The following is a 22,631-nucleotide window of genomic DNA, read 5'->3' as shown; positions in this document are numbered from 1 at the left end:
GTTTACATATATGGCACCTGCGATGGGAAACGAATTGCAGCATCGCACGGTGCTGCTGGAAGAAGCGGTCGAGGCGTTGGTGAAGCGCCCGGACGGCGTCTATGTGGATGGCACGTTCGGACGCGGCGGTCATAGCCGTGCGGTATTGGGCAAGCTGGGCGAGTCGGGGCGGCTGATCGCATTCGACAAAGACCCGCTCGCCATCGCCACGGCTCAGAAGATTGCCGATCCGCGCTTCGAGATCGTGCATGAGAGTTTTGCTTCACTGCGTGACGCGATTGCGGAGCGCGGGGTAGGGCGGGTGTCGGGGGTGTTGCTGGATCTGGGCGTGTCGTCGCCGCAAGTCGACGATCCGGAGCGGGGTTTCAGTTTCCGCGCCGACGGCCCGCTCGACATGCGGATGGACCCGACGCGCGGCGAGTCTGCTGCTGACTGGCTGGCGCGGGCCACGGTGCAGGAACTGACGGAGGTTATACGAGATTATGGGGAAGAACGGTTTGCTTTTCAGATTGCAAAGGCGCTTGTTGCTCGCCGGGCAGAGTCCGACCGTCTTGGGCCTCTCGTCAGCACGGGCGAGCTTGCCCAAATCGTGGCTAACGTCGTCAAGACCCGTGAGAAGGGCAAGGATCCGGCAACCCGCACCTTTCAAGCTATACGGATTCACATCAATCAAGAGCTTGCGGAGCTGCAAGTCGTTTTAGAAGCAGCGCTAGCGCTGCTGGAGCAAGGGGGGCGGCTGGTGGTGATCAGCTTTCATTCGCTCGAGGATCGGATCGTCAAACGGTTCATGCAGGCGCACGCCAGTACGCCTGCGGTCGACCGCCGCCTGCCGATCCGTGCAGTCGACTTGCCCAGCCCGCCGCTCAAGGTCATTGGCCGCGTGTTCGCGAGCGACGCTGAAGTCGCTGCCAACCCGCGTGCCCGTTCTGCTGTGATGCGCGTGGCGGAGCGTATTGCGCCATGAGCCGCCTCAATATCTTTCTGCTGATTGTTGTAATGGGTTGTGCATTGTCTGTAGTCAACGCCACGAATCAGCAGCGCCAGATCTTTATCCAGTTGCAGCGCGCCCAGTCGCAGGAGCGCCAACTGCAGCAGGACTATTCGCAGCTTCAATATCAGCAGAGCGCGCTGTCGAAGACCTCGCGCATCGAGCAGCTTGCGACGGACTCGCTGAAAATGCAGGCCGTCATGACGGGCCGCACCCAATACCTGACGCTCGACCCGGGCGCCGCTTCGGCTGAAGACGCGCCGGTGCCCACTTCGGCGCCGGCTTCGGCATCGACCCCGCTCACCAGCCGTCACGGGGGCGCGCGATGAAAAAGACGTCGAACCGCAAGAGCGTCCCGTTCGCCTCGAACCCGATCCTGTCCGTGCGCCTGCCGATGTGGCGCTCGAAGCTCGTCGTGTTCATGCTGTTCATGGCGTTCGTCGCACTCGCCGGCCGCGCATTCTGGATTCAGGGTCCGGGCAACGCGTTTTATCAGAAGCAAGGCGAAAGCCGCTATCAGCGCACGCTCGAGTTGCCGGCGACGCGCGGCAAGATTCTCGACCGCAACGGTCTCGTGCTCGCCACGAGTCTGCCGGTGCGCGCCATCTGGGCGATTCCCGAATCTGTGCCCGACGATCTCGGTGCGGACAAGCTGGCTGCGCTCGGCAAGCTGCTCGGTATGACGAATACCGAACTGCGCGCCAAGCTTTCCGAAGACAAGAACTTTGTCTATGTGAAACGCCAGGTGCCGGTCGACGTCGCCGCGCAGGTGGCGGCGCTCGACATTCCCGGTATTTATCAGCGTGACGAATACAAGCGCTTCTATCCCGAAGGCGAAATTGCGGCTCACCTGATCGGCTTTACCAATGTCGAGGACGAGGGTCAGGAAGGTGTCGAACTCGGCGACCAGAAGCAGCTCGAGGGCATGCCGGGCATCCGTCGCGTCATCAAGGACCGGATGGGGCACGTCATTGAGGATGTCGACGAGCAGGTTGTGCCGCACAACGGCCGGGACGTGGATCTGGCGATCGACAGCAAGATCCAGTACATCGCCTATACGAACCTGAAGGCCGCAGTCGAAAAATTCAAGGCCAAGGCCGGCGCGGCCATGGTGATCGACGTGCGCACCGGCGAAGTGCTGGCGCTCGTCAATTATCCGACCTTCAACCCGAATGACCGCTCGCACCTGACCGGCGACCAGTTGCGCAACCGCGTGCTGACCGACGAGTTCGAGCCGGGCTCGATCATGAAGCCGTTCACGATCTCGCTCGCGCTCGATCTGCATCGCGTGGCGCCGACTACACTGGTAGACACGGGGCCGGGCCACTTTAATCTCGATGGCGCGACGATCACTGACGACAGCGCGTTCGGCGTGTTGACGGTTGGCGGTGTGATTCAGAAATCGAGCAACATCGGCGCGACGAAGATCGCCATGACGCTCAAGCCCGAAGAAATGTGGAATATGTATACCAGCATCGGTCTTGGCCAGGCGCCGAAAATCGGCTTCCCGGGCGCGACGGCGGGCCATTTGCGTCCGTGGAAGAGCTGGCGCCGCATCGAGCAGGCGACGATGTCGTATGGCTACGGCCTGTCCGCTTCGCTGTTCCAGCTGGCGCGTGCGTATACCGCTATTGCCCACGACGGCGAAATCCTACCGGTGACGATCTTCCGCAACCCTGGCGACCAGCCGGTCAACGGGCCGCAGATTTTCTCGCCGGTCACCGCTCGCGAAGTGCGCGCGATGCTCGAAACCGTGGTTGCGCCTGGCGGCACCTCGCCGGACGCGGCGGTGCCGGGCTACCGCGTAGGCGGCAAGAGCGGCACGGCTTACAAGCACGGCGCGCACGGTTACGACAAATCGAAGTACCGCGCGTCGTTCGTCGGCATGGCGCCGATGCCGGATCCGCGCATCGTGGTGGCCGTGTCGGTGGACGAACCGACGGCCGGCAGCCACTTCGGCGGTCAGGTGTCGGGTCCGGTGTTTTCTGCAATCGCCGGTGACACCCTGCGCTCGCTCAACATTCCGCCGGACATGCCGGTCAAGCAGATGGTGGTCTCGGATGATTCGGCGCCGGTTGCTCCGGCCGCGCCGACGCTGCCGCCGCCGGCCGCCAAGAAACTCGCTACGGGTGGCGGCGCCAAGAAAATGACCATCGCGGCCAACGCGAAAAGCCATCCGGGAGTGGTTCGATGAGTGCGCTACGTTCGAAGCATCCAGCGCACCGGCAAATCGCCGACGCACTCACCTGGCTGCGCGCTCGCGTCCAGCCAGGTGCTCACCTGCACGCCGACACGCGCTCGCTTGCGGCGGGTGATGTGTTCCTCGCCTATGCCGTCGATGGCGCCGACAACCGCCCGTTTATCGACAGCGCAATCGAACGCGGCGCGGCTGCGGTGCTGTTCCAGCCCGAGAATTTCACAGGCTCGCCGGACCCCGCACTGGCGCTGGCTGTGCCTGCGCTGAACGAACTGGCGGGTTCGATTGCAAGCAACTGGTATGGCGACCCTAGCGATTCGATGCGGGTAGTCGGCGTGACCGGCACCAACGGCAAGACTTCGTGCAGCCAGTGGATTGCTGCCGCGCTGAGCGCGCTCGGCACGCCCTGCGCCATTATCGGCACGCTGGGCAGCGGTATGCCGGGACACCTCGTGCACACGGGCTTCACGACACCCGACGCGCCGCAATTGCAGCGCAGCCTCGCGCAATTGCGCGACGCGGGAGCCAAGGGCGTGGCGATGGAAGTGTCATCGCACGCGCTGCATCAGGGACGCGTGAACGGTACGGCGTTCGATATCGCCGTATTCACCAATCTCACTCAGGATCACCTCGATTACCACGGCACCTTCGCCGCCTACGAGGCTGCCAAGGCGCGCCTGTTCGCGTGGCCGGAGCTACGTTGCGCGGTGATCAATCACGATGACGCAGCCGGTCAACGACTGCTTGCCGGCACCCGGGGTCACGTACGCACGATCGCCTATGGTCTCGGCACGCGGGCCGAGGCAGCGGATATCGCAGCACCGCAGGCCGACGCCTGGCTGCACGCGGCCGACGTGCGCGCGACCGCGACCGGCACGGCGTTTTACCTGACCACCTCCGACTGGGGTGACGCTGAGGTCGAAGTGCAGACGCTCGGCGCATTCAATGTCAGCAACCTGCTGGGCGTACTTGGCGCGCTGCTCGCGGCCGACATCCCGTTCGACGCCGCGCTGGCCGAACTGGCGAAGCTCGAGCCGGTGAACGGCCGCATGCAACGCCTCGGCGGCCGGCTGCAAAACGACGAGCCGCTCGTCGTGATCGACTACGCCCACACACCGGACGCACTGGAAAAGACCCTCGAAGCGTTGCGCCCGATGGCGGCAGCGCGCGGCGGCGAGCTGATCTGCATGTTCGGCTGCGGCGGTGATCGGGATGCGACCAAGCGCCCGCTGATGGGGGCGATTGCGGAAAAGCTGGCCGACGGCGTGATCGTGACGAGCGACAACCCGCGCAGCGAAGACCCGCAGACGATTCTCGACCAGATTGCCGCCGGCATGAAAGACGCGTCGAAGGCGCGCCGCATCGAGGATCGTGCGAGCGCCATCCTGCAGGCGATTCGCAGCGCGGCGTGTGAAGACGTGATCGTGCTGGCCGGCAAGGGACACGAAGCAACACAGGAAATCATGGGCAAGAAACGCGCTTTCTCCGATCAGGATCACGCACGCCTCGCGCTGGCTGCCCGCGCGACGCACGCTCGCGGAGGTGGCGAATGACGATGTTTTCGCTGCGCGAAGCCGCCGCGCTGATCCCGGGCGCGACCGTCATTGGAGACGATAGCGTCACGTTCGAGCATGTCTCGACGGATAGCCGCACGGCCGGTCCAGGCGATCTGTTCGTCGCGCTGAAGGGCGATCGTTTCGACGCGCACGACTTCCTGCCGGACGTGGCCGCACGCCACATCGCGGCGGCGCTGGTGACGCACACGCCTGCGAATTGGCCGATACCCGCATTGAAAGTGGCCGACACGCGCGTCGCGCTCGGCGCGCTCGCACGCGGCTGGCGTCGTCGCTTCGCGATGCCGCTCGTGGCTGTGACGGGCAGCAACGGCAAGACGACGGTCAAGGAAATGATCGCGTCGATTTTCGCAGCGGCGGTCGGCGCAGACGCTCGCCTTGCGACCGCCGGCAACTTCAACAACGACATCGGTTTGCCGCTGACGCTGTTTCGTCTCACCGCCACGCACCAGTTGGCGGTGGTCGAACTCGGCATGAATCATCCGGGCGAAACCGCCTTGCTCGGCAAGATCGCCGAGCCGACGGTGGCCGTGGTGAACAACGCGCAGCGCGAGCACCAGGAATTCATGGCGACGGTCGAAGCGGTCGCACTGGAACATGCCAGCGTGATTCATGCGCTCTCTGCCGACGGCGTCGCGGTGTTTCCGGCGGATGACGCCTACGCGAGCATCTGGCGCGTTGCCGCGACCGGCAACCGCATCGTCGATTTCGCATTGAACTCGGCGGATCGTTCGACCGAAGCCGCCGTAACGGGCACGTTCACCGGCAACCTGCTGAGCATCGACACGCCGGAAGGCCACCTCGATGTCACGCTGCAGGTGCTCGGCGACCACAACGCGCACAACGCACTGGCCGCCACGTCGGCTGCGCTCGCGGCGGGCGTCTCGCTCGACGCCATCCGGCGCGGGCTCGAATCGTTCGGCGCGGTGAAAGGGCGTCTGCAGGTCAAGCACGCAGCGCTCGGCGCGCTTGCCGGCGCCACCGTGATCGACGACACCTACAACGCCAACCCCGATTCGATGCGCGCTGCTATCGACGTGCTCGCTTCCCGGCCGTCCCCACGCGTGCTGGTGATGGGCGACATGGGCGAAGTCGGCGACAACGGTCCGGCGTTCCACCGCGAAATTGGTGCTTACGCCAAGGAACGCGGCATCGACGCGCTGTACGCGCTCGGCGATGCGTCGCGCGATGCCTGCACCGCGTATGGCGCGGGTGCGCATCACGTCGATGACGTCGCTGCGCTCGTCGCGCAACTGCTGCAGGCCGCGCAGTCAGCAGGAAACGGCGCTGCAGTAACGCTTCTCGTGAAAGGCTCGCGTTTCATGAAAATGGAACGCGTGGTGGACGCCGTAACGAGTCCACAACCCACCGCACCGGGCGCAGCGCCCGGTGCACATTGAAATAGAAGGACCGAAGCATGCTACTGGCGCTGGCGCAATGGCTGCAGAATGACGCAAGCTTCTTGCGCGTGTTCAGTTATCTGACTTTCCGGGCTGTCGCGGCCACGATCACCGCGCTGTTGATCGGGCTCGTCTGCGGCCCGGCGGTGATCCGCAAGCTGACTGCCATGAAGGTAGGCCAGGCCGTCCGTAAAGATGGCCCGCAAACCCACCTCGTCAAATCCGGCACGCCGACCATGGGCGGCGTACTGATCCTGCTCGGCATCGCGGTGTCGACGCTGCTGTGGGCCGATCTGACCAACCGCTTTATCTGGATCGTGATCCTCGTCACGTTCGGTTTCGGCGTGATCGGCTGGGTCGACGATTACCGCAAGGTGGTCTACAAGGACCCGCGCGGCATGTCGTCGCGCGAGAAGTATTTCTGGCAATCGGTGATCGGTCTGTTCGCCGCCGTGTATCTCGCCTTCAGCGTGTCCGAAGCGAGCAACGTGCGTGTCTACGATCTGTTCATGGCGTGGGTGCGCAGCGGCCTGTCGATGGGCCTGCCGCCGCACGCCGACCTGATGCTGCCGTTCTTCAAGTCGATCAGCTATCCGCTCGGCGTGTGGGGCTTCATCGTGCTGACGTATCTGGTGATCGTCGGCGCCAGCAATGCCGTGAATCTGACCGACGGCCTCGACGGCCTGGTGATCATGCCGGTCGTGCTGGTGGGCGCGTCGCTCGGCGTGTTCGCGTATGTGATGGGCAGCTCGGTGTACTCGAAATACCTGCTGTTCCCGCATATTGCCGGCGCCGGTGAACTGCTGATTTTCTGTTCCGCGATGGGTGGGGCAGGGCTCGCATTCCTCTGGTTCAACACGCACCCCGCGCAGATGTTCATGGGTGACGTCGGCGCGCTGGCGCTGGGCGGCGCGCTCGGCACGATCGCGGTGATAGTGCGTCAGGAGATCGTGCTCTTCATCATGGGCGGCATTTTCGTGGCGGAGACGCTGTCCGTAATGTTGCAGGTGACGTGGTTCAAGTTCACCAAGCGCCGTTACGGCGAAGGCCGGCGCCTCTTCAAGATGGCGCCGCTGCACCACCACTTTGAATTGTCCGGCTGGAAGGAAACGCAAGTTGTCGTGCGTTTCTGGATCATCACGTTGATGCTGTGTCTGTTCGGTTTGTCCACGCTCAAGTTGCGTTAAGCAGTTGACGAAGTAAAAGGGAAAGCGATGTTTGGCGAGAAGTTTCGGGATCGGCAAAAGCCGATGGTGCTCGTGCTGGGACTCGGTGAATCGGGTCTCGCGATGGCGCGCTGGTGCGCGCGGCACGGGTGTCGGCTGCGCGTGGCGGACACGCGCGAGGTGCCGCCGAACCTGTCCGGGCTGGAAGCGCATGGCATCGATGCCGATTTTGTCGGCGGCCCGTTTTCGCCTGTACTTCTCGATGGCGTCGAACTGGTGGCGATCAGCCCCGGTTTGTCGCCGCTCGCCGCCGATCTGCTGCCGCTGATTACCGAAGCGCGCGAGAAGGACATCCCCGTGTGGGGCGAACTCGAATTCTTCGCCCAGGCGCTGAAGACGCTCGGCGAGAGCGGCTATGCGCCGAAAGTGATCGCGATCACCGGCACCAACGGCAAAACCACCACGACGAGTCTGACCGGCCTTCTGTGCGAACGCGCGGGCAAGAAGGTCGCGGTGGCGGGCAATATCAGCCCGGCCGCGCTCGACAAGCTCACCGAAGCGATCGACAACACCGCGCTGCCCGATGTCTGGGTGCTCGAACTGTCGAGCTTCCAGTTGGAGACGGCGCACACGTTCGCACCGGATGCGGCGGTCGTTCTCAACATCACGCAGGATCACCTCGACTGGCACGGCGGCCTCGACGCCTACGCGGCCGCGAAGGGCCGGATCTTCGCGGCGAATACCGTGCGCGTGCTGAACCGCGATGACGCTCGCGTGATGGCGCTCACACCTCCCGCCGACAGCGCGGCGCCGGTGGTCACCTTCGGCCTGACCGAGCCGACCCGCCCGGGCGACTACGGCCTGATGCGCGATAACGGAATTATCTGGCTGGTGGAAGCACATGACCGTGACGCCACGGATGAGCCGGTGCCAACCCGCCGCCGCAAGAGCGAGTCCGTCGCGCCGGCAAGCATCGCGCTGAAGCGCCTGATGCCGGCCGACGCGCTGCGCATCCGCGGCCTGCACAATGCCGCCAACGCGCTTGCGGCGTTCGCGTTGGCGCGGGCAATCGATTTGCCGGGCGCACCGTTGCTGCATGGCTTGCGCGAGTACCGTGGCGAGCCGCATCGCGTGGAACTGATCGCGTCGATCGACGGCATCGACTATGTGGATGACAGCAAGGGCACCAACGTCGGCGCGACCGTCGCGGCGCTCGATGGCCTTGCGCAACGCGCGGTGCTGATTGCCGGTGGTGATGCCAAGGGGCAGGACTTCGACCCGCTCGCCGCGCCGGTGATGCGCTGGTGCCGCGCGGTGATGCTGATCGGCCGCGATGCGCCGCTGATCCGCGCCGCACTCGCCGACACCGGCATCGCGCTGACCGATCACACCACGCTCGAAGAAGCCACGCGCGCCGCGGCAGCGCTCGCGCAACCAGGCGACGCGGTGCTGCTGTCGCCGGCCTGTGCGAGCTTCGACATGTTCAAGGGGTACGCGCATCGTGCGGCTGTGTTCCGCAGCACGGTTGAAGATATCGCGGCCGAACGGGGGACGATGATATGAGCTGGTCGGAACGCTTCGGTTCGCGCCTCGCCAAGCAGCGCGGCTCCGTCGGCGATGCCAGCGTGGGCCGCAGTTCGAGCGGCCTCGCGAGCGCCGTCAACGGCGTGCGTCCGCTGCGCTCGCGCATGCTCGATTACGACCATTCGCTCCTGTGGGTGGTCATTGCGCTGCTGGGTCTCGGCATCGTGATGGTGTACTCGGCGTCGATTGCGATGCCGGACTCGCCGAAGTACTCGTCGTACCGCGACTGGGCCTTCCTCGTCCGCCAGATCATCTTCGTGGTGATGGGCTCGGTGGTCGGCGTGATCGCGTTCCGGATTCCCGTTTCGACCTGGGACAAGTACGCCCCGAAGCTGTTTTTGCTGGCTTTGCTGGGTCTCGTGATCGTGCTGATTCCGCACGTCGGCAAGGGCGTGAACGGCGCGCGCCGCTGGATTCCGCTCGGTATCACGAACATGCAGCCGTCGGAAATCATGAAGCTCGCCGTGACGATCTACGCGGCGAACTACACCGTGCGCAAGCAGGAATACATGCATAGCTTCGCCAAGGGCTTTTTGCCGATGGCGTTTGCCGTGGGCGTGGTCGGTGCGCTGCTGCTGCTCGAGCCGGACATGGGTGCGTTCATGGTGATCGCGGCGATCGCGATGGGCGTGCTGTTCCTCGGCGGCGTGAACGGAAAGCTGTTCGGCGGCCTGGTGGCGACTGCGGTCGGCACCTTCAGCCTGCTGGTGTGGGCGTCACCGTGGCGTCGCGAGCGGATCTTCGCGTACCTCGATCCGTGGGACGACCGTTACGCACAGGGCAAGGCGTATCAATTGACGCACTCGCTGATCGCCTTCGGGCGCGGCGAGTGGTTTGGCGTGGGCCTCGGCGGCAGTGTCGAAAAGCTCAACTACCTTCCGGAAGCGCATACCGACTTCATCCTTGCCGTGATCGGCGAGGAGCTGGGTTTCGTGGGCGTGCTGGTCGTGATCCTGATGTTTTACTGGATCGTGCGCCGCTCGTTCGAAATTGGCCGTCAGGCGCTGGCGCTCGATCGCACGTTTGCAGGCCTGGTAGCGAAGGGCGTGGGCCTGTGGTTCGGCGCGCAGACCTTCATCAATATGGGCGTGAACCTCGGCTTGCTGCCGACCAAGGGTCTTACGCTGCCGCTCGTCAGCTACGGCGGTTCGGGCATTTTGCTGAACTGCGTGGCGGTTGCGGTGCTCATGCGCGTCGACTACGAGAACCGGGTGCTGATGCGCGGAGGGAAGGTATGACGCCCACGCATCAACGCACACTGATGGTGATGGCCGGAGGCACCGGGGGACATGTGTTCCCGGGGCTCGCGGTCGCCCATCTGATGCAGGCGTGGGGCTGGAAGGTCGTATGGCTCGGCAACCCCGCGGGGATGGAAGCTTCGCTCGTTGCCAGGCATGGCATCCCGATGGAATACGTGCGCTTCGGCGGTCTGCGCGGCAAGGGCCTGAAGACCAAGCTGATGTTGCCGGTCAACCTGCTGCGCGCCTGCGCCCAGAGCTTAAGCGTGCTGCGGCGCGTGAAGCCCGACGTCGTGCTCGGCATGGGCGGTTACATCACGTTCCCGGCCGGGTTGATGACCGCATTCAGCGGCCGTCCGCTGGTGCTGCATGAACAGAATTCGATCGCCGGCCTCGCCAACAAGGTGCTGGCGAAAGTCGCGAAACGTGTGCTCGTAGCGTTCCCGAATGCCTTGCCGCACGCTGAATGGACCGGAAATCCGATTCGTGAGGAACTTGCGCGCGCATTGCCACCCAAAGCACGCTACGCGCAACGCAGCGGTCCGCTGAATGTACTGGTGGTTGGAGGCAGTCTGGGGGCGGCGGCGCTGAACGAAGTGGTGCCGCGTGCGCTGGCCTTGCTCGACCCAAGGGAACGTCCGCGCATCGTGCATCAGGCAGGCGCGAAGCATATCGACGCGCTGAAAGCGAACTATGTGGAAGCAGGTTTGCTGGCCGCCAATGATGGGGCCGGTGAGGCAGGTGAAGACGCGAACGTACGGCTCGTGCCGTTCATCGACGACATGACGAGCGCCTACGCGAATGCGGATCTGGTGATCTGCCGTTCCGGCGCGATGACGGTCGCCGAGATCGCGGCCGTGGGCGTGGCGGCGTTTTTCGTGCCGTTCCCGCACGCGGTGGACGATCACCAGACAACCAACGCAGCGTTTCTCGCCGATCAAGGCGCGGCGCTCGTCGTGCAGCAACGCGATCTGACGGTGGACGGTCTCGCCGCCTGGTTGCGCAGCCAGACCCGCGAGAGCCTCGCGGAAATGGCAGAGCGTTCGCGCTCGCTCGCGAAACCCGATGCCACGGAACAGGTCGCGCAGATCTGCGCGAACGTGGCGGGTGTCATCCCGAGCCAGAGCCCGAGCACAGAAGGAAGGCAACAATGAAACACATCGTTAAACATATTCATTTCGTCGGTATCGGCGGCGCAGGCATGAGCGGCATCGCCGAAGTGCTGGTGAACCTCGGCTATCAGGTGAGCGGCTCGGATCTCGCGAAGAACGCCGTGACCGACCGGCTCGCCGCGCTCGGCGCGCGCATTGCAATCGGTCACGACGCCGGCAACATCGAAGGCGCGAACGCCGTGGTCGTCTCGACGGCCGTGCGCAGTGACAACCCGGAAGTGCTGGCCGCGCGGCATCGACGCATCCCGATCGTGCCGCGCGCCGTGATGCTCGCGGAACTGATGCGTCTGAAGCAGGGCATCGCGATTGCCGGCACGCACGGCAAGACCACGACCACTTCGCTGGTGGCGAGCGTGCTCGCAGCGGGTGGCCTGGATCCGACCTTCGTGATCGGCGGCCGGCTGATCAGTGCGGGCGCGAACGCGCGTCTGGGTACTGGCGACTTCATCGTCGCCGAAGCGGACGAGTCGGATGCGTCGTTCCTGAATCTGTTCCCGGTGATCGAAGTCATCACGAATATCGACGCCGATCACATGGACACCTACGGTCACGACTTCGCGCGGCTCAAGCAGGCGTTTATCGAGTTCACGCATCGCCTGCCGTTCTACGGCATCGCCGTGCTATGCGTCGACGATCCGAATGTGAAGGAGATCCTGCCGTTCGTCTCGAAGCCGATCATCCGCTACGGTCTCGCGCCGGATGCACAGGTGCGCGCGGTGAACGTCGAGGCTCACGACGGCCGGATGCATTTCACGGCGATGCGCGAAGATGCGGCGCCGATCGACATCGTGCTGAACCTGCCCGGCACGCACAACGTGCAGAACGCTTTGGCCGCGATTGCGATTGCGACTGAACTTGAGGTGAAAGATGCCGATATCCAGCGAGCGCTGGCGGATTTCAACGGCGTAGGCCGGCGCTTCCAGCGCTACGGCGAAGTGCCGGCGACGTCTGGCGGCACCTACACGCTGGTCGACGACTACGGCCATCACCCGGTTGAAATGGCCGCGACGATTGCCGCGGCCCGCGGCGCGTTCCCTGACCGGCGTCTGGTGCTGGCGTTCCAGCCGCACCGCTTCACGCGCACGCGTGACTGCTTCGAAGATTTTGTGAAGGTGCTGTCCACCGTCGATGCGCTGGTGTTGACGGAAGTCTATTCGGCGGGCGAAGCGCCGATCGTCGCGGCCGACGGCCGGGCGCTCGCGCGCGCGATCCGCGTGGCGGGCAAGACCGAGCCGGTGTTTGTCGAAACGGTGGATGAAGTGCCGGACGCGCTTGCGGCGCTCGTGCGCGAAGGCGATGTGGTGATCACGATGGGCGCGGGTTCGATCGGCGGTGTGCCGGGCCGTCTCGCGCAAAACGAAGGTGTGAAATGAGCAGTATCGATCCAAAGACGTTCGGCAAAGTGGCCGTGCTGCTCGGCGGTGAATCCGCCGAGCGCGAAGTGTCGCTCAACTCGGGCCGGCTCGTGGTGCAGGGACTGCGCGAGGCCGGCATCGACGCGCATCCGTTCGATCCCGCTGAGCGTCCGCTCGCGGCATTGAAGGAGGAGGGCTTTGTGCGCGCGTTCAACGCGCTGCACGGCGGCTATGGCGAGAACGGCCAGATTCAGGGCGCGCTCGATTTTTATGGCATTCGCTATACCGGCAGCGGCGTGCTGGGTTCGGCGCTCGGTCTGGACAAGTTCCGCACCAAGCTCGTGTGGCAGCAACTGGGCGTGCCGACGCCGCCGTTCGAAGCCGTGCTGCGTGGTGACGACTATGCGGCGCGCGCCGCGGACATCGTCGCCAGGCTGGGCTTGCCGCTGTTCGTGAAGCCGGCGAGCGAAGGCTCGAGCGTCGCGGTGATCAAGGTGAAGAGCGCCGACGCGTTGCCGGCCGCGCTCGAAGAAGCCGCGAAGTTCGACAAGATCGTGGTGGTGGAAAAGAGCATCGAAGGCGGCGGCGAATACACCGCGTGCATCGCGGGCGACCTGGATTTGCCGGTGATCCGTATCGTGCCGGCGGGCGAGTTCTACGACTATCACGCGAAGTATGTCGCCAACGACACGCAGTACCTGATTCCGTGCGGTGTGGCGCCGGCCGAGGAAGCGCGCCTGAAGGCGCTGGCGCGCCGCGCCTTCGACGTGCTCGGCTGCACCGACTGGGGCCGTGCCGATTTCATGCTGGACGGTGAGGGCAACCCGTATTTCCTCGAAGTGAATACGGCGCCGGGCATGACCGACCACTCGCTGCCGCCGAAAGCGGCGCGCGCGGTGGGTATCAGCTACAAAGAACTGGTCGTGAGCGTGTTGGCGCTCACGCTGAAGGACTGACGTCATCGCTATGTGGAACAACGTTCGCCAGCTCAATTTCGCCGCCAACGCGCTGCACGCGTTGCTGGTGCTCGTGCTGCTGGCGGCAGGCGGAATCTGGCTGGTGCAGCGCCCGAACTTTGCGTTGCGTGAAATCCGCATCGACGGCGACACCGAGCACATCAATTCGCCGACGGTGCGCGCCGGCGTGGTGGGCCGCCTGAAGGGCAACTTTTTTACCGTGGATCTGGACGCGGCGCGCCAGGCCTTCGAGCAGATGCCGTGGGTGCGTCACGCGAGTGTGCGGCGCGTCTGGCCGAATGCGCTGGCTGTCACGCTGGAAGAGTACAAACCGCTTGGAACGTGGGGCAGCGATCAACTGGTGAGCGTGGACGGTGAACTGTTCACCGCGAACCAGGGCGAGCTCGAAGAGGATTTGCCGGCCTTCGACGGTCCCGACGGCACGGCGCAGGAAGTGGTCGCACGCTATCGCGACTTCAAGAAGTGGTTTGCGCCGTTGGGCGCGACGCCGGAGGAAGTGACGCTGTCGCCGCGTTACGCCTGGACGGTGAAGCTGTCCAACGGCACGCAGGTGGAACTGGGGCGCGAGCGCAATCAGCAGACGCTGTTCGATCGCAGCCGGCGCCTGACGGCGGCGTGGGCGGCAGTGACGCAACGCTGGGGGAAGGATATCGAGTATGCGGACTTGCGCTATCCGAACGGTTTCGCGATTCGCGCAGCAGGTATGCGCTTTATCAGCGAACCCGACAAAGGCAAGAAGTAACGGAACATCACACGCAATGAGCACGCTATGAGTAAAGACTACAAGGATCTGCTGGTCGCCCTCGACATTGGGACGTCGAAGGTCGTGGCCATCGTCGCCGAGCTGAAGGGCGAAGGTCACTACGAGGTGATCGGCCTCGGCCAGAGCGAATCGAAGGGGCTCAAGAAAGGCGTGGTGGTGAACATCGAGGCCACCGTGCAGTCCATTCAGCGTGCGCTCGAAGAAGCCGAGCTGATGGCCGACTGCAAGATCACGAACGTGTTTACCGGGATCGCCGGCAGCCATATCCGCTCGTTCAATTCGAGCGGGATGGTGGCGATCAAGGAGAAAGAAGTCACGCAGGCGGACGTCGCGCGCGTGATCGAGACGGCCAAGGCGATCAACATCCCGACCGATCAGCAGGTGCTGCATATCCTGACCCAGGAATTCATCATCGACGGTCAGGAAGACGTGCGTGAGCCGATCGGCATGAGCGGCATCCGCCTCGAAGTGAAGGTGCATATCGTGACCGGCGCGGTGAGCGCGGCGCAGAACATCGTCAAGTGCGTGCGCCGCTGCGGGCTCGAAGTGAACGACCTGATCCTGCAGCCGCTGGCGTCGTCGCTGGCGGTGTTGACTGAGGACGAGAAGGAACTGGGCGTGGTGCTGGTGGACATCGGCGGCGGCACGACGGACATTGCGATTTTCAGCGAAGGCGCGATTCGCCACACCGCCGTGATTCCGATCGCCGGCGACCAGATTACGAGCGACATCGCCATGGCGCTGCGCACGCCGACGCCGGATGCGGAAGACATCAAGGTCGACTACGGCATCGCCAAGCAGGCCTTGGCCGATCCGGACGAGATGATCGAAGTGCCGGGTCTGGGCGAGCGCGGTCCGCGCACGCTGTCGCGCCAGGCGCTGGCGGCGGTGATCGAGCCGCGTGTCGAAGAACTGTTTTCGCTCGTGCAGCAGGTGGTGCGCGAGTCGGGTTACGAGGAACTGCTGAGCTCCGGCGTGGTGCTGACCGGCGGCGCGTCGATGATGATCGGCATGGTCGAGCTGGGTGAGGACATCTTCCTGAAGCCGGTGCGCATCGGCGTGCCCGAATATGCGGGCGGTCTCGCAGATGTAGTGCGCAACCCGCGCTATTCGACGGCGATGGGCCTGCTGGTGGAAGGACGTTCGCAACGGATGCGCGGCCGCAAGGTGGCGGTGCAATCCGGCTCGATGGGGCAGGTCTTCACACGGATGAAGGACTGGTTCCTCGGTAATTTCTAAAGCATTCGCCGTACGAACAGGTTTTCAAAATACGCGCTGGTGCCGGCGGCTGGCGCGCGACAGGGGGTTGCCCGATCTCCTGCCGAATAACGGCCGAGTGGCTGCAATTTTTTATCTTGACGGAGGCAACATGGAATTCCAGATGCTGGAAACCGAAACCAACGGCACCATCATCAAGGTGGTCGGAGTCGGTGGCGCTGGCGGCAATGCCGTTCAGCACATGATCAACCGCGGCGTGCAAGGCGTCGACTTCATCGTGATGAACACGGACGCACAGGCTCTGTCGCGTTCGCGCGCCACCGCGGTGATCCAGCTCGGCAACACCGGTCTGGGCGCTGGCGCCAAGCCGGAAATGGGCCGCGCGGCAGCAGAAGAAGCACGTGAGCGTATCGCAGACGCACTGCGCGGCGCGCACATGGTGTTCATCACCGCAGGCATGGGTGGCGGCACGGGCACGGGGGCAGCTCCGGTCGTGGCGCAGATCGCCAAGGAAATGGGTATCTTGACTGTTGGCGTGGTCAGCAAGCCGTTCGAATTCGAAGGCGGCAAGCGCATGCGTGTGGCAGAAGCTGGTTCGCAGCAACTGGAGGATCACGTCGACTCGCTGATCGTCGTTCTGAACGACAAGCTGTTCGAGGTGATGGGCGATGACGCCGAGATGGACAAGTGCTTCCAGTGCGCGGACGACGTTCTGAACAACGCAGTTGCAGGCATCGCCGAAATCATCAATGTCGACGGTCTGGTGAACGTCGACTTTGAAGACGTGAAGACGGTGATGGGCGAGCAGGGCAAGGCGATGATGGGCACGGCGACGGTTGCCGGCGTCGATCGCGCGCGCCTCGCCGCTGAGCAGGCTGTGGCCAGCCCGCTGCTGGAAGGCGTGGATCTGTCGGGTGCACGTGGCGTGCTGGTCAACATCACGTCGAGCCGTTCGCTGCGCCTGTCGGAAACCCGCGAAGTGATGAACACCATCAAGAGCTACGCGGCGGAAGACGCAACCGTGATTTTCGGCGCGGTATACGATGACGCAATGGGCGACGCGCTGCGCGTGACGGTGGTGGCAACGGGTCTGGGCCGTGCGGCGAAGAAGCAGCAATCGGCTCCGATGACGCTGCTGCGCACCGGCACGGACAACCAGCCGATCGGCGCAATGCAACACGCGTACGCTCCGCAACACCACGCAAGCACGGCAGACTACGGCGCGCTGGACACGCCGGCAGTGTGGCGCACTTCGCGTGACACGGCGGCTTCGCACGTGCAGGCGCTGCAGGAAAAGGGCGTCGATACGTACGATATTCCGGCATTCCTGCGCAAGCAGGCGGACTAACGCACACGGGCAGGCTTTCGCTGCGGCACGGCAGTTGCTACGTGCCAGCAGGAAATGCACGAGCGTGGCGGGTGGAACGGACAAGCAGGCCGCATTTTCGTCAGAAAAGCGGCAAGGACAGGTGTCCTCTTCGGATTCGCGAAGCGGAAGGGGCGGCTGTCGCCGGCGGATAGCGCAAAAAGTAGGGGCAGGTGCGCGACTTTCCGGTTCACTGCGCGATCCACTGCGGCACGACAACGTGCGGGCACGCTCCGCATCGATGTGAAGGACTGAGCATGATCAAGGTAGGTGAAAAGCTACCCGACGCAATCGTCTTCGAATTAATCGAGGACGAGCGTGCGGGCTGCACGATCGGGCCGAACAGCTTCGACGTGCGCGAACAGACGGCGGGCAAACGCGTGGTGATCTTCGGACTGCCGGGCGCTTTCACTCCGACCTGTTCGGCCAAGCATGTGCCGGGTTATGTCGGGCACGCCGAGCAGTTGCGCGCTGCCGGTATCGACGAAATCTGGTGCGTGTCCGTCAACGACGCGTTCGTCATGGGCGCGTGGGGACGCGATCAGCACACCTCGGGCAAGGTGCGCATGATGGCGGACGGTAGTGCGGCTTTCACGCGGGCGCTCGGTCTGGAGCAGGACCTGTCGGCGCGCGGCATGGGAATCCGTTCCCAGCGCTACGCGATGGTGGTCGACGACGGCGTGGTCAAGACGCTGCACGTCGAGGCACCCGGCAAGTTCGAAGTCAGCGATGCAGGGAGTATCCTCGCTACGTTGAGCTAGTTCGGGAGTGCTGAACGGCTTTTTCCCGGCGCCTCGTTGTGCCAGGGCAACGGCCAGAAGGCATTCGTGTGACAAGTCGTAACGCGGGCTGATGACCGGAAACGCCTCCGTTCCGGGCGTCGGCCCGTCACGCTTTACCCGTTCGGTAAGCTGGGTAATGCAGCGAAACAGATTGATACCGTCAGCGCAGCGACGCTCCTTAGGGTAATGGAGTATACTCTGGGCTATGGAATAAAAAGTCCCGATTGGGATTTTCAATCGAACAGAAGATCACCATGTTGAAGCAGCGCACTATCAAATCGATTGTCAAGACTGTCGGCATCGGCGTGCACTCGGGCCGCAAGGTCGAGTTGACGCTCCGTCCGGCCGGTCCTGACACGGGCATCGTGTTCACGCGTGTGGACCTGCCGACCCCGGTAGACATTCTTGCGGCCACGACGTCGATCGGCGACACGCGCCTTGCCTCCGTGCTCCAGAAGGACGGTGTGCGTGTCTCGACCATCGAGCATCTGATGTCGGCTTGCGCGGGTCTGGGGATCGACAATCTGTATGTCGACGTCACCGCCGAAGAAATTCCCATCATGGACGGTAGCGCGGCTACGTTTGTGTTCCTGATTCAGTCGGTGGGCATCGAGGAGCAGAACGCGGCGAAGAAGTTCATCAAGGTCAAGAAACCGGTCGAAATCCGCGAAGGCGACAAGTTTGCCCGGCTGGACCCGTTTTTCGGCTTCAAGCTGAAATTCACGATCGACTTCCGCCATCCGGCAGTCGACAAGACCGGCCAGGCGCTGGAAGTGGACTTCGCGCACACCTCTTACGTGCGTGATATTGCCCGCGCCCGCACGTTCGGCTATGCACATGAAGTGGAAATGCTGCGCGAACTGGGCCTCGCCCGCGGCGCCAGCCTGGACAACGCCATCGCTCTCGACGAGTACCGCATCCTGAACAACGACGGCCTGCGCTATGACGACGAGTTCGTGAAGCACAAGATGCTCGATGCGATCGGCGACCTGTACGTGGCCGGCCACCCGCTGCTCGCGTCGTACACGGCGTACAAGTCGGGTCACGGGCTCAACAACGCGTTGCTGCGCGAGCTGTTGAAGCACGAGGATGCGTACGAAATTGTGACCTTCGAAGACAAGCAGAAGGCGCCGCGTGGTTTTGCGTTCGATACGCAAACGGCGTTTGCCTGATTCGTTGGGAGCGCCATAAGCCATCCAGCGCGTGATTCAAGCAAGCGTATAAAAAATAAGCGGCCCCTCGGGGCCGCTTATTTTTTGGGTTCGCGGTTTCGCAGGTGCCGCGCCGCCATCCTGGCCAGCGCTGCCTGCAAAGGCGAGGGTGCGAGCGATTCGCTCAGCGCATGCAATGCATCGGCACCGGCCGGCGTCATACGGGCCTGCTTGATGGGCGGCGGTTCTTTCGCCGCTTGCGGCCGCACGCGGATCCGCAGCGAGTTGACCGCCCAGCCGCGCTGCTGCAAATCGGACAACAGACGCGGCTCCAGATGACGCAAGCGGGCTGCCAGCGCATTGTGCGCGGCAAATAGTGCCAGTACGCCGTCCTTGATGAAACCGGGTTCGACGCTCGAGGCAAGGTAGTCGGGCAGCAATTGACGCAGATCACGCTCCAGCGCGGCGATCTGCTCCACTCCGGCGCGCAGGGCGGCAAATGCGTCGGTGCGGTTGAGCACCTCGGCGACCGGCTGGGGTCGGCGCGCGTTGAACTGCTTCGGCGGCGGCCTTGAAAACGACGGGGAGCGGCTCATGTACGATAGTAAGGCGTGAGTGCGCCCAATGCGCCACCACGCCGGGATTGTACCGCGCGGGATGTGCTCCCGGCCGGCTCCGATGGGCTCCGGCAGGGGCTAGGCACCGTGTTCCGGCGTCGCGCCTGTGTCACAGGCGCGCGCTGGGGCGCGTGCTAAAATGCCCGATTCGAATTCACTCTTGGACTAAGCCGCCGAGGCACCTCCAACCCGGACCCGCCATGTGGCCAAACCGCATGCCGGGACCCGGCTGAAGCCGCGACGCAGACAACGATCCGATGACCACCGGTTTTCTACAAAAGATTTTTGGCAGCCGCAATCAGCGGCTAGTCAAGCAATATCAAAAGACCGTCACGGCGATCAATGCGCTCGAGCCGCAGATCGAGCAATTGACGGATGACCAACTGCGCGCCAAAACGGGTGAATTCCGCCAGCGCATCGCCAGCGGCGAATCGCTCGACAAGCTGCTGCCGGAGGCCTTCGCGGTCTGCCGGGAGGCCAGCAAGCGCGTCCTGAAGATGCGTCACTTCGACGTGCAGCTGATCGGCGGGATGGTGCTGCATTACGGCAAGATCGCCGAAATGCGCACCGGCGAAGGCAAGACGCTGGTCGCCACGCTGCCGGTGTATCTGAATGCGCTGGCCGGGCGCGGCGTGCACGTCGTGACAGTGAACGATTACCTGGCGCAGCGCGACGCGGAATGGATGGCGCGCCTCTACAACTTCCTTGGTCTGTCGGTCGGCATCAACCTGTCGCAGATGGACCACGCCATGAAGCAGCAGGCCTACGCGTCGGACATTACCTACGGCACCAACAACGAATTCGGCTTCGACTACCTGCGCGACAACATGGTCTACGAGACCGACGCGCGCGTGCAGCGCTCGCTGAATTTCGCGGTCGTCGACGAAGTGGACTCGATCCTGATCGACGAAGCGCGTACGCCGCTGATCATCTCCGGCCAGGCCGAAGACCACACCGAGCTGTATGTGCGCATGAATGCGCTGCCGCCGCTGCTCGAGCGCCAGATTGGCGAAGAAAAAGCAGACGGCACGGGCGTCGAAAAGCCGGGCGACTATACGCTGGACGAAAAGGGCCGCCAGGTGTTCCTGACGGAATCGGGTCACGAAAAGGCGGAGCGCCTGCTCGCCGAATGGGGCCTGATCGGCGAGGGCGAGAGCCTCTACGCGCCGCAGAACATCACGCTGATGCACCACGTGTACGCCGCGTTGCGCGCGCACACGCTGTTCTACAAAGACCAGCACTACGTGGTGCAGAACAACGAAGTCGTGATCGTCGACGAATTCACCGGCCGCCTGATGTCGGGCCGCCGCTGGTCGGATGGCTTGCACCAGGCCGTCGAGGCGAAAGAACACGTCAAGATCCAGAGCGAAAACCAGACGCTCGCGTCGATCACGTTCCAGAACTACTTCCGCATGTACGCGAAGCTGTCCGGCATGACCGGCACGGCGGATACGGAAGCGTACGAGTTCAACGAGATTTACGGGCTGGAAACGGTCGTGATCCCGACCAACCGTCCGCCGAAGCGGATCGACAAGCAGGATCAGATCTACAAGACGGCGAAGGAACGTTACGACGCGGTGATTCGCGACATCCGCGACTGTCACGAGCGTGGCCAGCCGGTGCTGGTGGGTACGACCTCGATCGAAAACTCTGAACTGCTGTCGCACCTGCTCAAGCAGGCCGGCCTGCCGCACGAAGTGCTGAACGCCAAGCAGCATGCGCGCGAAGCGGAGATCGTGGCCGAAGCGGGCCGTCCGCAACGCGTGACGATTGCAACCAACATGGCCGGCCGCGGTACCGACATCGTGCTGGGCGGCAACGCCGAGAAACAGGCGGCCTTCATTGAAGCCGATCCGGCAATCCCGGATGACGAAAAGCAGCGCCGCATCCAGAAGCTGCATGACGAATGGCAGGCGCTGCACGACCAGGTGAAGGCCGCGGGCGGTCTGCACATTATCGGCACCGAGCGTCACGAATCGCGCCGGATCGACAACCAGTTGCGCGGCCGTGCCGGCCGTCAGGGCGACCCGGGTTCGTCGCGCTTCTATCTGTCGCTGGAAGATCCGCTGCTGCGTATTTTTGCCGGCGACCGCGTGCGTTCCATCATGGACCGCCTGAGGATGCCGGAAGGCGAGGCGATCGAGGCGGGCATCGTCACCCGGTCGATCGAATCGGCGCAACGCAAGGTCGAGGCGCGCAACTTCGATATTCGTAAGCAATTGCTCGAATACGACGATGTGTCGAACGATCAGCGCAAGGTGATCTATCAGCAGCGCAATGAATTGCTTGAGGCGAACGATATCGCGGAAACGATCGGCGCCATGCGTCATGGCGTGATTACCGATATCGTTCATCAGTTTGTGCCGGCTGGCAGCATTGAAGAGCAGTGGGACGTGCCCGAGCTGGAAGAAGTGCTGCGCAATGAGTGGCAGCTCGATCTGGCGATTCAGGAAATGATCAACGAGTCGTCGTCGATCAGCGTGGACGAGATCCTCGAAGCGGTGATTGCTGCCGCGGATGAAGCGTACGAATCGAAGGTGGAGCAGGTTGGCCGCGAAAATTTCAGCGGCTTCGAACGTTCGATCATGTTGCAGACGCTGGACCGTAGCTGGCGCGAACACCTTGCCGCGCTCGACCACCTGCGCCAGGGCATTCATCTGCGCGGTTACGCCCAGAAGAACCCGAAGCAGGAGTACAAGCGCGAGGCGTTCGAACTGTTCGCGGCTATGCTGGATGCAGTGAAGCTCGAAGTCACGCGGGTGGTGATGAACGTGCAGATCCAGTCGCCGGAGCAGCTTGAGCAGGCGGCCGAGGAGTATGAAGAGCAGGGCAGCCACCTCGAGAACGTCGAATTCCGCCACGCCGAATTCGCCGAGGTTGCGGCTCCGGTGGCGGCTGAGGCAGCGACGGCCGCGATGATCGGCGACGCGATGAGTCACGCGCATGCGCCGGTCGAACCGCTCGGCGACGGTGTGCCGAAGGTAGGCCGCAACGACCCGTGCCCGTGCGGCAGCGGCAAGAAGTACAAGCAGTGCCACGGCAAGATTGCCTGAGATTGAACCAGCGGCGCGCGTCAAGCGCGC

The 22,631-nt window shown here is 63.8% G+C and carries 18 protein-coding genes; 17 read left to right on the top strand and 1 reads right to left on the bottom strand.

Annotated elements, in window-relative coordinates; genetic code table 11:
* The first annotated feature begins 10 nt into the window (after window positions 1-10).
* The 16 genes from rsmH (at window position 11) to lpxC (ending at window position 18,952) form a co-directional block, all read left to right on the top strand.
* Window positions 11-964: a 16S rRNA (cytosine(1402)-N(4))-methyltransferase RsmH gene (gene rsmH, locus FFS45_RS19490; RefSeq protein ID WP_137956263.1), complete on the top strand. Its 954-nt coding sequence runs from the start codon at window positions 11-13 to the stop codon at window positions 962-964.
* On the top strand, window positions 961-1,317 hold the full coding sequence (gene ftsL, locus FFS45_RS19485; protein ID WP_137956262.1) for a cell division protein FtsL: 357 nt from the start codon (window positions 961-963) through the stop codon (window positions 1,315-1,317). The genes rsmH and ftsL overlap by 4 nt, the downstream gene beginning before the upstream one ends.
* Window positions 1,314-3,182 (top strand): penicillin-binding protein 2, encoded by a 1,869-nt coding sequence (locus FFS45_RS19480; protein WP_137956261.1) that lies wholly within the window; start codon window positions 1,314-1,316, stop codon window positions 3,180-3,182. The genes ftsL and FFS45_RS19480 overlap by 4 nt, the downstream gene beginning before the upstream one ends.
* The gene (locus FFS45_RS19475) at window positions 3,179-4,738 is read left to right on the top strand and encodes a UDP-N-acetylmuramoyl-L-alanyl-D-glutamate--2,6-diaminopimelate ligase (RefSeq protein ID WP_137956260.1); all 1,560 of its coding nucleotides are present in this window, start codon (window positions 3,179-3,181) and stop codon (window positions 4,736-4,738) included. Before FFS45_RS19480 ends, FFS45_RS19475 begins: the two co-directional genes overlap by 4 nt.
* Entirely contained in the window at window positions 4,735-6,159 is a 1,425-nt protein-coding gene (gene murF / locus FFS45_RS19470) for a UDP-N-acetylmuramoyl-tripeptide--D-alanyl-D-alanine ligase (RefSeq protein WP_137956259.1), read from the top strand. Before FFS45_RS19475 ends, murF begins: the two co-directional genes overlap by 4 nt.
* A gap of 17 nt (window positions 6,160-6,176) precedes the next feature.
* A complete protein-coding gene (gene mraY, locus FFS45_RS19465) occupies window positions 6,177-7,346 on the top strand; it encodes a phospho-N-acetylmuramoyl-pentapeptide-transferase (RefSeq protein WP_137956258.1) in 1,170 nt (389 codons plus the stop codon).
* A gap of 27 nt (window positions 7,347-7,373) precedes the next feature.
* Window positions 7,374-8,888 carry a UDP-N-acetylmuramoyl-L-alanine--D-glutamate ligase gene (gene murD / locus FFS45_RS19460; RefSeq protein WP_137956257.1) on the top strand — a complete coding sequence of 505 codons (1,515 nt, stop codon included), beginning with the start codon at window positions 7,374-7,376 and terminating at the stop codon, window positions 8,886-8,888.
* Entirely contained in the window at window positions 8,885-10,147 is a 1,263-nt protein-coding gene (gene ftsW / locus FFS45_RS19455; protein WP_137956256.1) for a putative lipid II flippase FtsW, read from the top strand. The genes murD and ftsW overlap by 4 nt, the downstream gene beginning before the upstream one ends.
* The gene (gene murG, locus FFS45_RS19450) at window positions 10,144-11,301 is read left to right on the top strand and encodes an undecaprenyldiphospho-muramoylpentapeptide beta-N-acetylglucosaminyltransferase (protein WP_137956255.1); all 1,158 of its coding nucleotides are present in this window, start codon (window positions 10,144-10,146) and stop codon (window positions 11,299-11,301) included. Before ftsW ends, murG begins: the two co-directional genes overlap by 4 nt.
* Window positions 11,298-12,692 (top strand): UDP-N-acetylmuramate--L-alanine ligase, encoded by a 1,395-nt coding sequence (gene murC, locus FFS45_RS19445; protein ID WP_137956254.1) that lies wholly within the window; start codon window positions 11,298-11,300, stop codon window positions 12,690-12,692. The genes murG and murC overlap by 4 nt, the downstream gene beginning before the upstream one ends.
* The gene (locus FFS45_RS19440; RefSeq protein ID WP_137956253.1) at window positions 12,689-13,630 is read left to right on the top strand and encodes a D-alanine--D-alanine ligase; all 942 of its coding nucleotides are present in this window, start codon (window positions 12,689-12,691) and stop codon (window positions 13,628-13,630) included. Before murC ends, FFS45_RS19440 begins: the two co-directional genes overlap by 4 nt.
* Window positions 13,631-13,640: 10 nt before the next feature.
* The gene (locus FFS45_RS19435) at window positions 13,641-14,393 is read left to right on the top strand and encodes a cell division protein FtsQ/DivIB (RefSeq protein WP_090686766.1); all 753 of its coding nucleotides are present in this window, start codon (window positions 13,641-13,643) and stop codon (window positions 14,391-14,393) included.
* 27 nt (window positions 14,394-14,420) lie between these two features.
* Window positions 14,421-15,653, top strand: a complete 1,233-nt coding sequence (ftsA, locus tag FFS45_RS19430; RefSeq protein ID WP_074262553.1) for a cell division protein FtsA — start codon at window positions 14,421-14,423, stop codon at window positions 15,651-15,653.
* Window positions 15,654-15,783: 130 nt separating this feature from the next.
* The gene (ftsZ, locus tag FFS45_RS19425; RefSeq protein ID WP_074302666.1) at window positions 15,784-16,980 is read left to right on the top strand and encodes a cell division protein FtsZ; all 1,197 of its coding nucleotides are present in this window, start codon (window positions 15,784-15,786) and stop codon (window positions 16,978-16,980) included.
* A 275-nt stretch (window positions 16,981-17,255) separates the two neighbouring features.
* Window positions 17,256-17,759: a peroxiredoxin gene (locus FFS45_RS19420; protein WP_137956252.1), complete on the top strand. Its 504-nt coding sequence runs from the start codon at window positions 17,256-17,258 to the stop codon at window positions 17,757-17,759.
* Between the two features lie 275 nt (window positions 17,760-18,034).
* Entirely contained in the window at window positions 18,035-18,952 is a 918-nt protein-coding gene (lpxC, locus tag FFS45_RS19415) for a UDP-3-O-acyl-N-acetylglucosamine deacetylase (RefSeq protein WP_137956251.1), read from the top strand.
* A gap of 77 nt (window positions 18,953-19,029) precedes the next feature.
* On the opposite strand, the gene FFS45_RS19410 is transcribed toward lpxC, so the two are convergent.
* On the bottom strand, window positions 19,030-19,527 hold the full coding sequence (locus tag FFS45_RS19410; RefSeq protein ID WP_137956250.1) for a DUF721 domain-containing protein: 498 nt from the start codon (window positions 19,525-19,527) through the stop codon (window positions 19,030-19,032).
* Between the two features lie 278 nt (window positions 19,528-19,805).
* Here FFS45_RS19410 and secA point away from each other — a divergent pair, with 278 nt between their 5' ends.
* Window positions 19,806-22,601, top strand: a complete 2,796-nt coding sequence (gene secA / locus FFS45_RS19405) for a preprotein translocase subunit SecA (RefSeq protein WP_137956249.1) — start codon at window positions 19,806-19,808, stop codon at window positions 22,599-22,601.
* Window positions 22,602-22,631 lie beyond the last annotated feature (30 nt).

Source organism: Burkholderia sp. 4M9327F10 (assembly GCF_005503145.1).
Lineage (GTDB): Bacteria > Pseudomonadota > Gammaproteobacteria > Burkholderiales > Burkholderiaceae > Paraburkholderia.
This window is presented reverse-complemented; position numbering and strand designations above follow the sequence as displayed.

What these genes read in the sequence shown, in the direction of transcription:
- rsmH (WP_137956263.1), top strand. Translation starts at nt 11, where the DNA reads ATGGCACCTGCGATGGGAAACGAATTGCAGCATCGCACGGTGCTGCTG.
- ftsL (WP_137956262.1), top strand. Translation starts at nt 961, where the DNA reads ATGAGCCGCCTCAATATCTTTCTGCTGATTGTTGTAATGGGTTGTGCA.
- FFS45_RS19480 (WP_137956261.1), top strand. Translation starts at nt 1,314, where the DNA reads ATGAAAAAGACGTCGAACCGCAAGAGCGTCCCGTTCGCCTCGAACCCG.
- FFS45_RS19475 (WP_137956260.1), top strand. Translation starts at nt 3,179, where the DNA reads ATGAGTGCGCTACGTTCGAAGCATCCAGCGCACCGGCAAATCGCCGAC.
- murF (WP_137956259.1), top strand. Translation starts at nt 4,735, where the DNA reads ATGACGATGTTTTCGCTGCGCGAAGCCGCCGCGCTGATCCCGGGCGCG.
- mraY (WP_137956258.1), top strand. Translation starts at nt 6,177, where the DNA reads ATGCTACTGGCGCTGGCGCAATGGCTGCAGAATGACGCAAGCTTCTTG.
- murD (WP_137956257.1), top strand. Translation starts at nt 7,374, where the DNA reads ATGTTTGGCGAGAAGTTTCGGGATCGGCAAAAGCCGATGGTGCTCGTG.
- ftsW (WP_137956256.1), top strand. Translation starts at nt 8,885, where the DNA reads ATGAGCTGGTCGGAACGCTTCGGTTCGCGCCTCGCCAAGCAGCGCGGC.
- murG (WP_137956255.1), top strand. Translation starts at nt 10,144, where the DNA reads ATGACGCCCACGCATCAACGCACACTGATGGTGATGGCCGGAGGCACC.
- murC (WP_137956254.1), top strand. Translation starts at nt 11,298, where the DNA reads ATGAAACACATCGTTAAACATATTCATTTCGTCGGTATCGGCGGCGCA.
- FFS45_RS19440 (WP_137956253.1), top strand. Translation starts at nt 12,689, where the DNA reads ATGAGCAGTATCGATCCAAAGACGTTCGGCAAAGTGGCCGTGCTGCTC.
- FFS45_RS19435 (WP_090686766.1), top strand. Translation starts at nt 13,641, where the DNA reads ATGTGGAACAACGTTCGCCAGCTCAATTTCGCCGCCAACGCGCTGCAC.
- ftsA (WP_074262553.1), top strand. Translation starts at nt 14,421, where the DNA reads ATGAGTAAAGACTACAAGGATCTGCTGGTCGCCCTCGACATTGGGACG.
- ftsZ (WP_074302666.1), top strand. Translation starts at nt 15,784, where the DNA reads ATGGAATTCCAGATGCTGGAAACCGAAACCAACGGCACCATCATCAAG.
- FFS45_RS19420 (WP_137956252.1), top strand. Translation starts at nt 17,256, where the DNA reads ATGATCAAGGTAGGTGAAAAGCTACCCGACGCAATCGTCTTCGAATTA.
- lpxC (WP_137956251.1), top strand. Translation starts at nt 18,035, where the DNA reads ATGTTGAAGCAGCGCACTATCAAATCGATTGTCAAGACTGTCGGCATC.
- FFS45_RS19410 (WP_137956250.1), bottom strand. Translation starts at nt 19,527, where the DNA reads ATGAGCCGCTCCCCGTCGTTTTCAAGGCCGCCGCCGAAGCAGTTCAAC.
- secA (WP_137956249.1), top strand. Translation starts at nt 19,806, where the DNA reads ATGACCACCGGTTTTCTACAAAAGATTTTTGGCAGCCGCAATCAGCGG.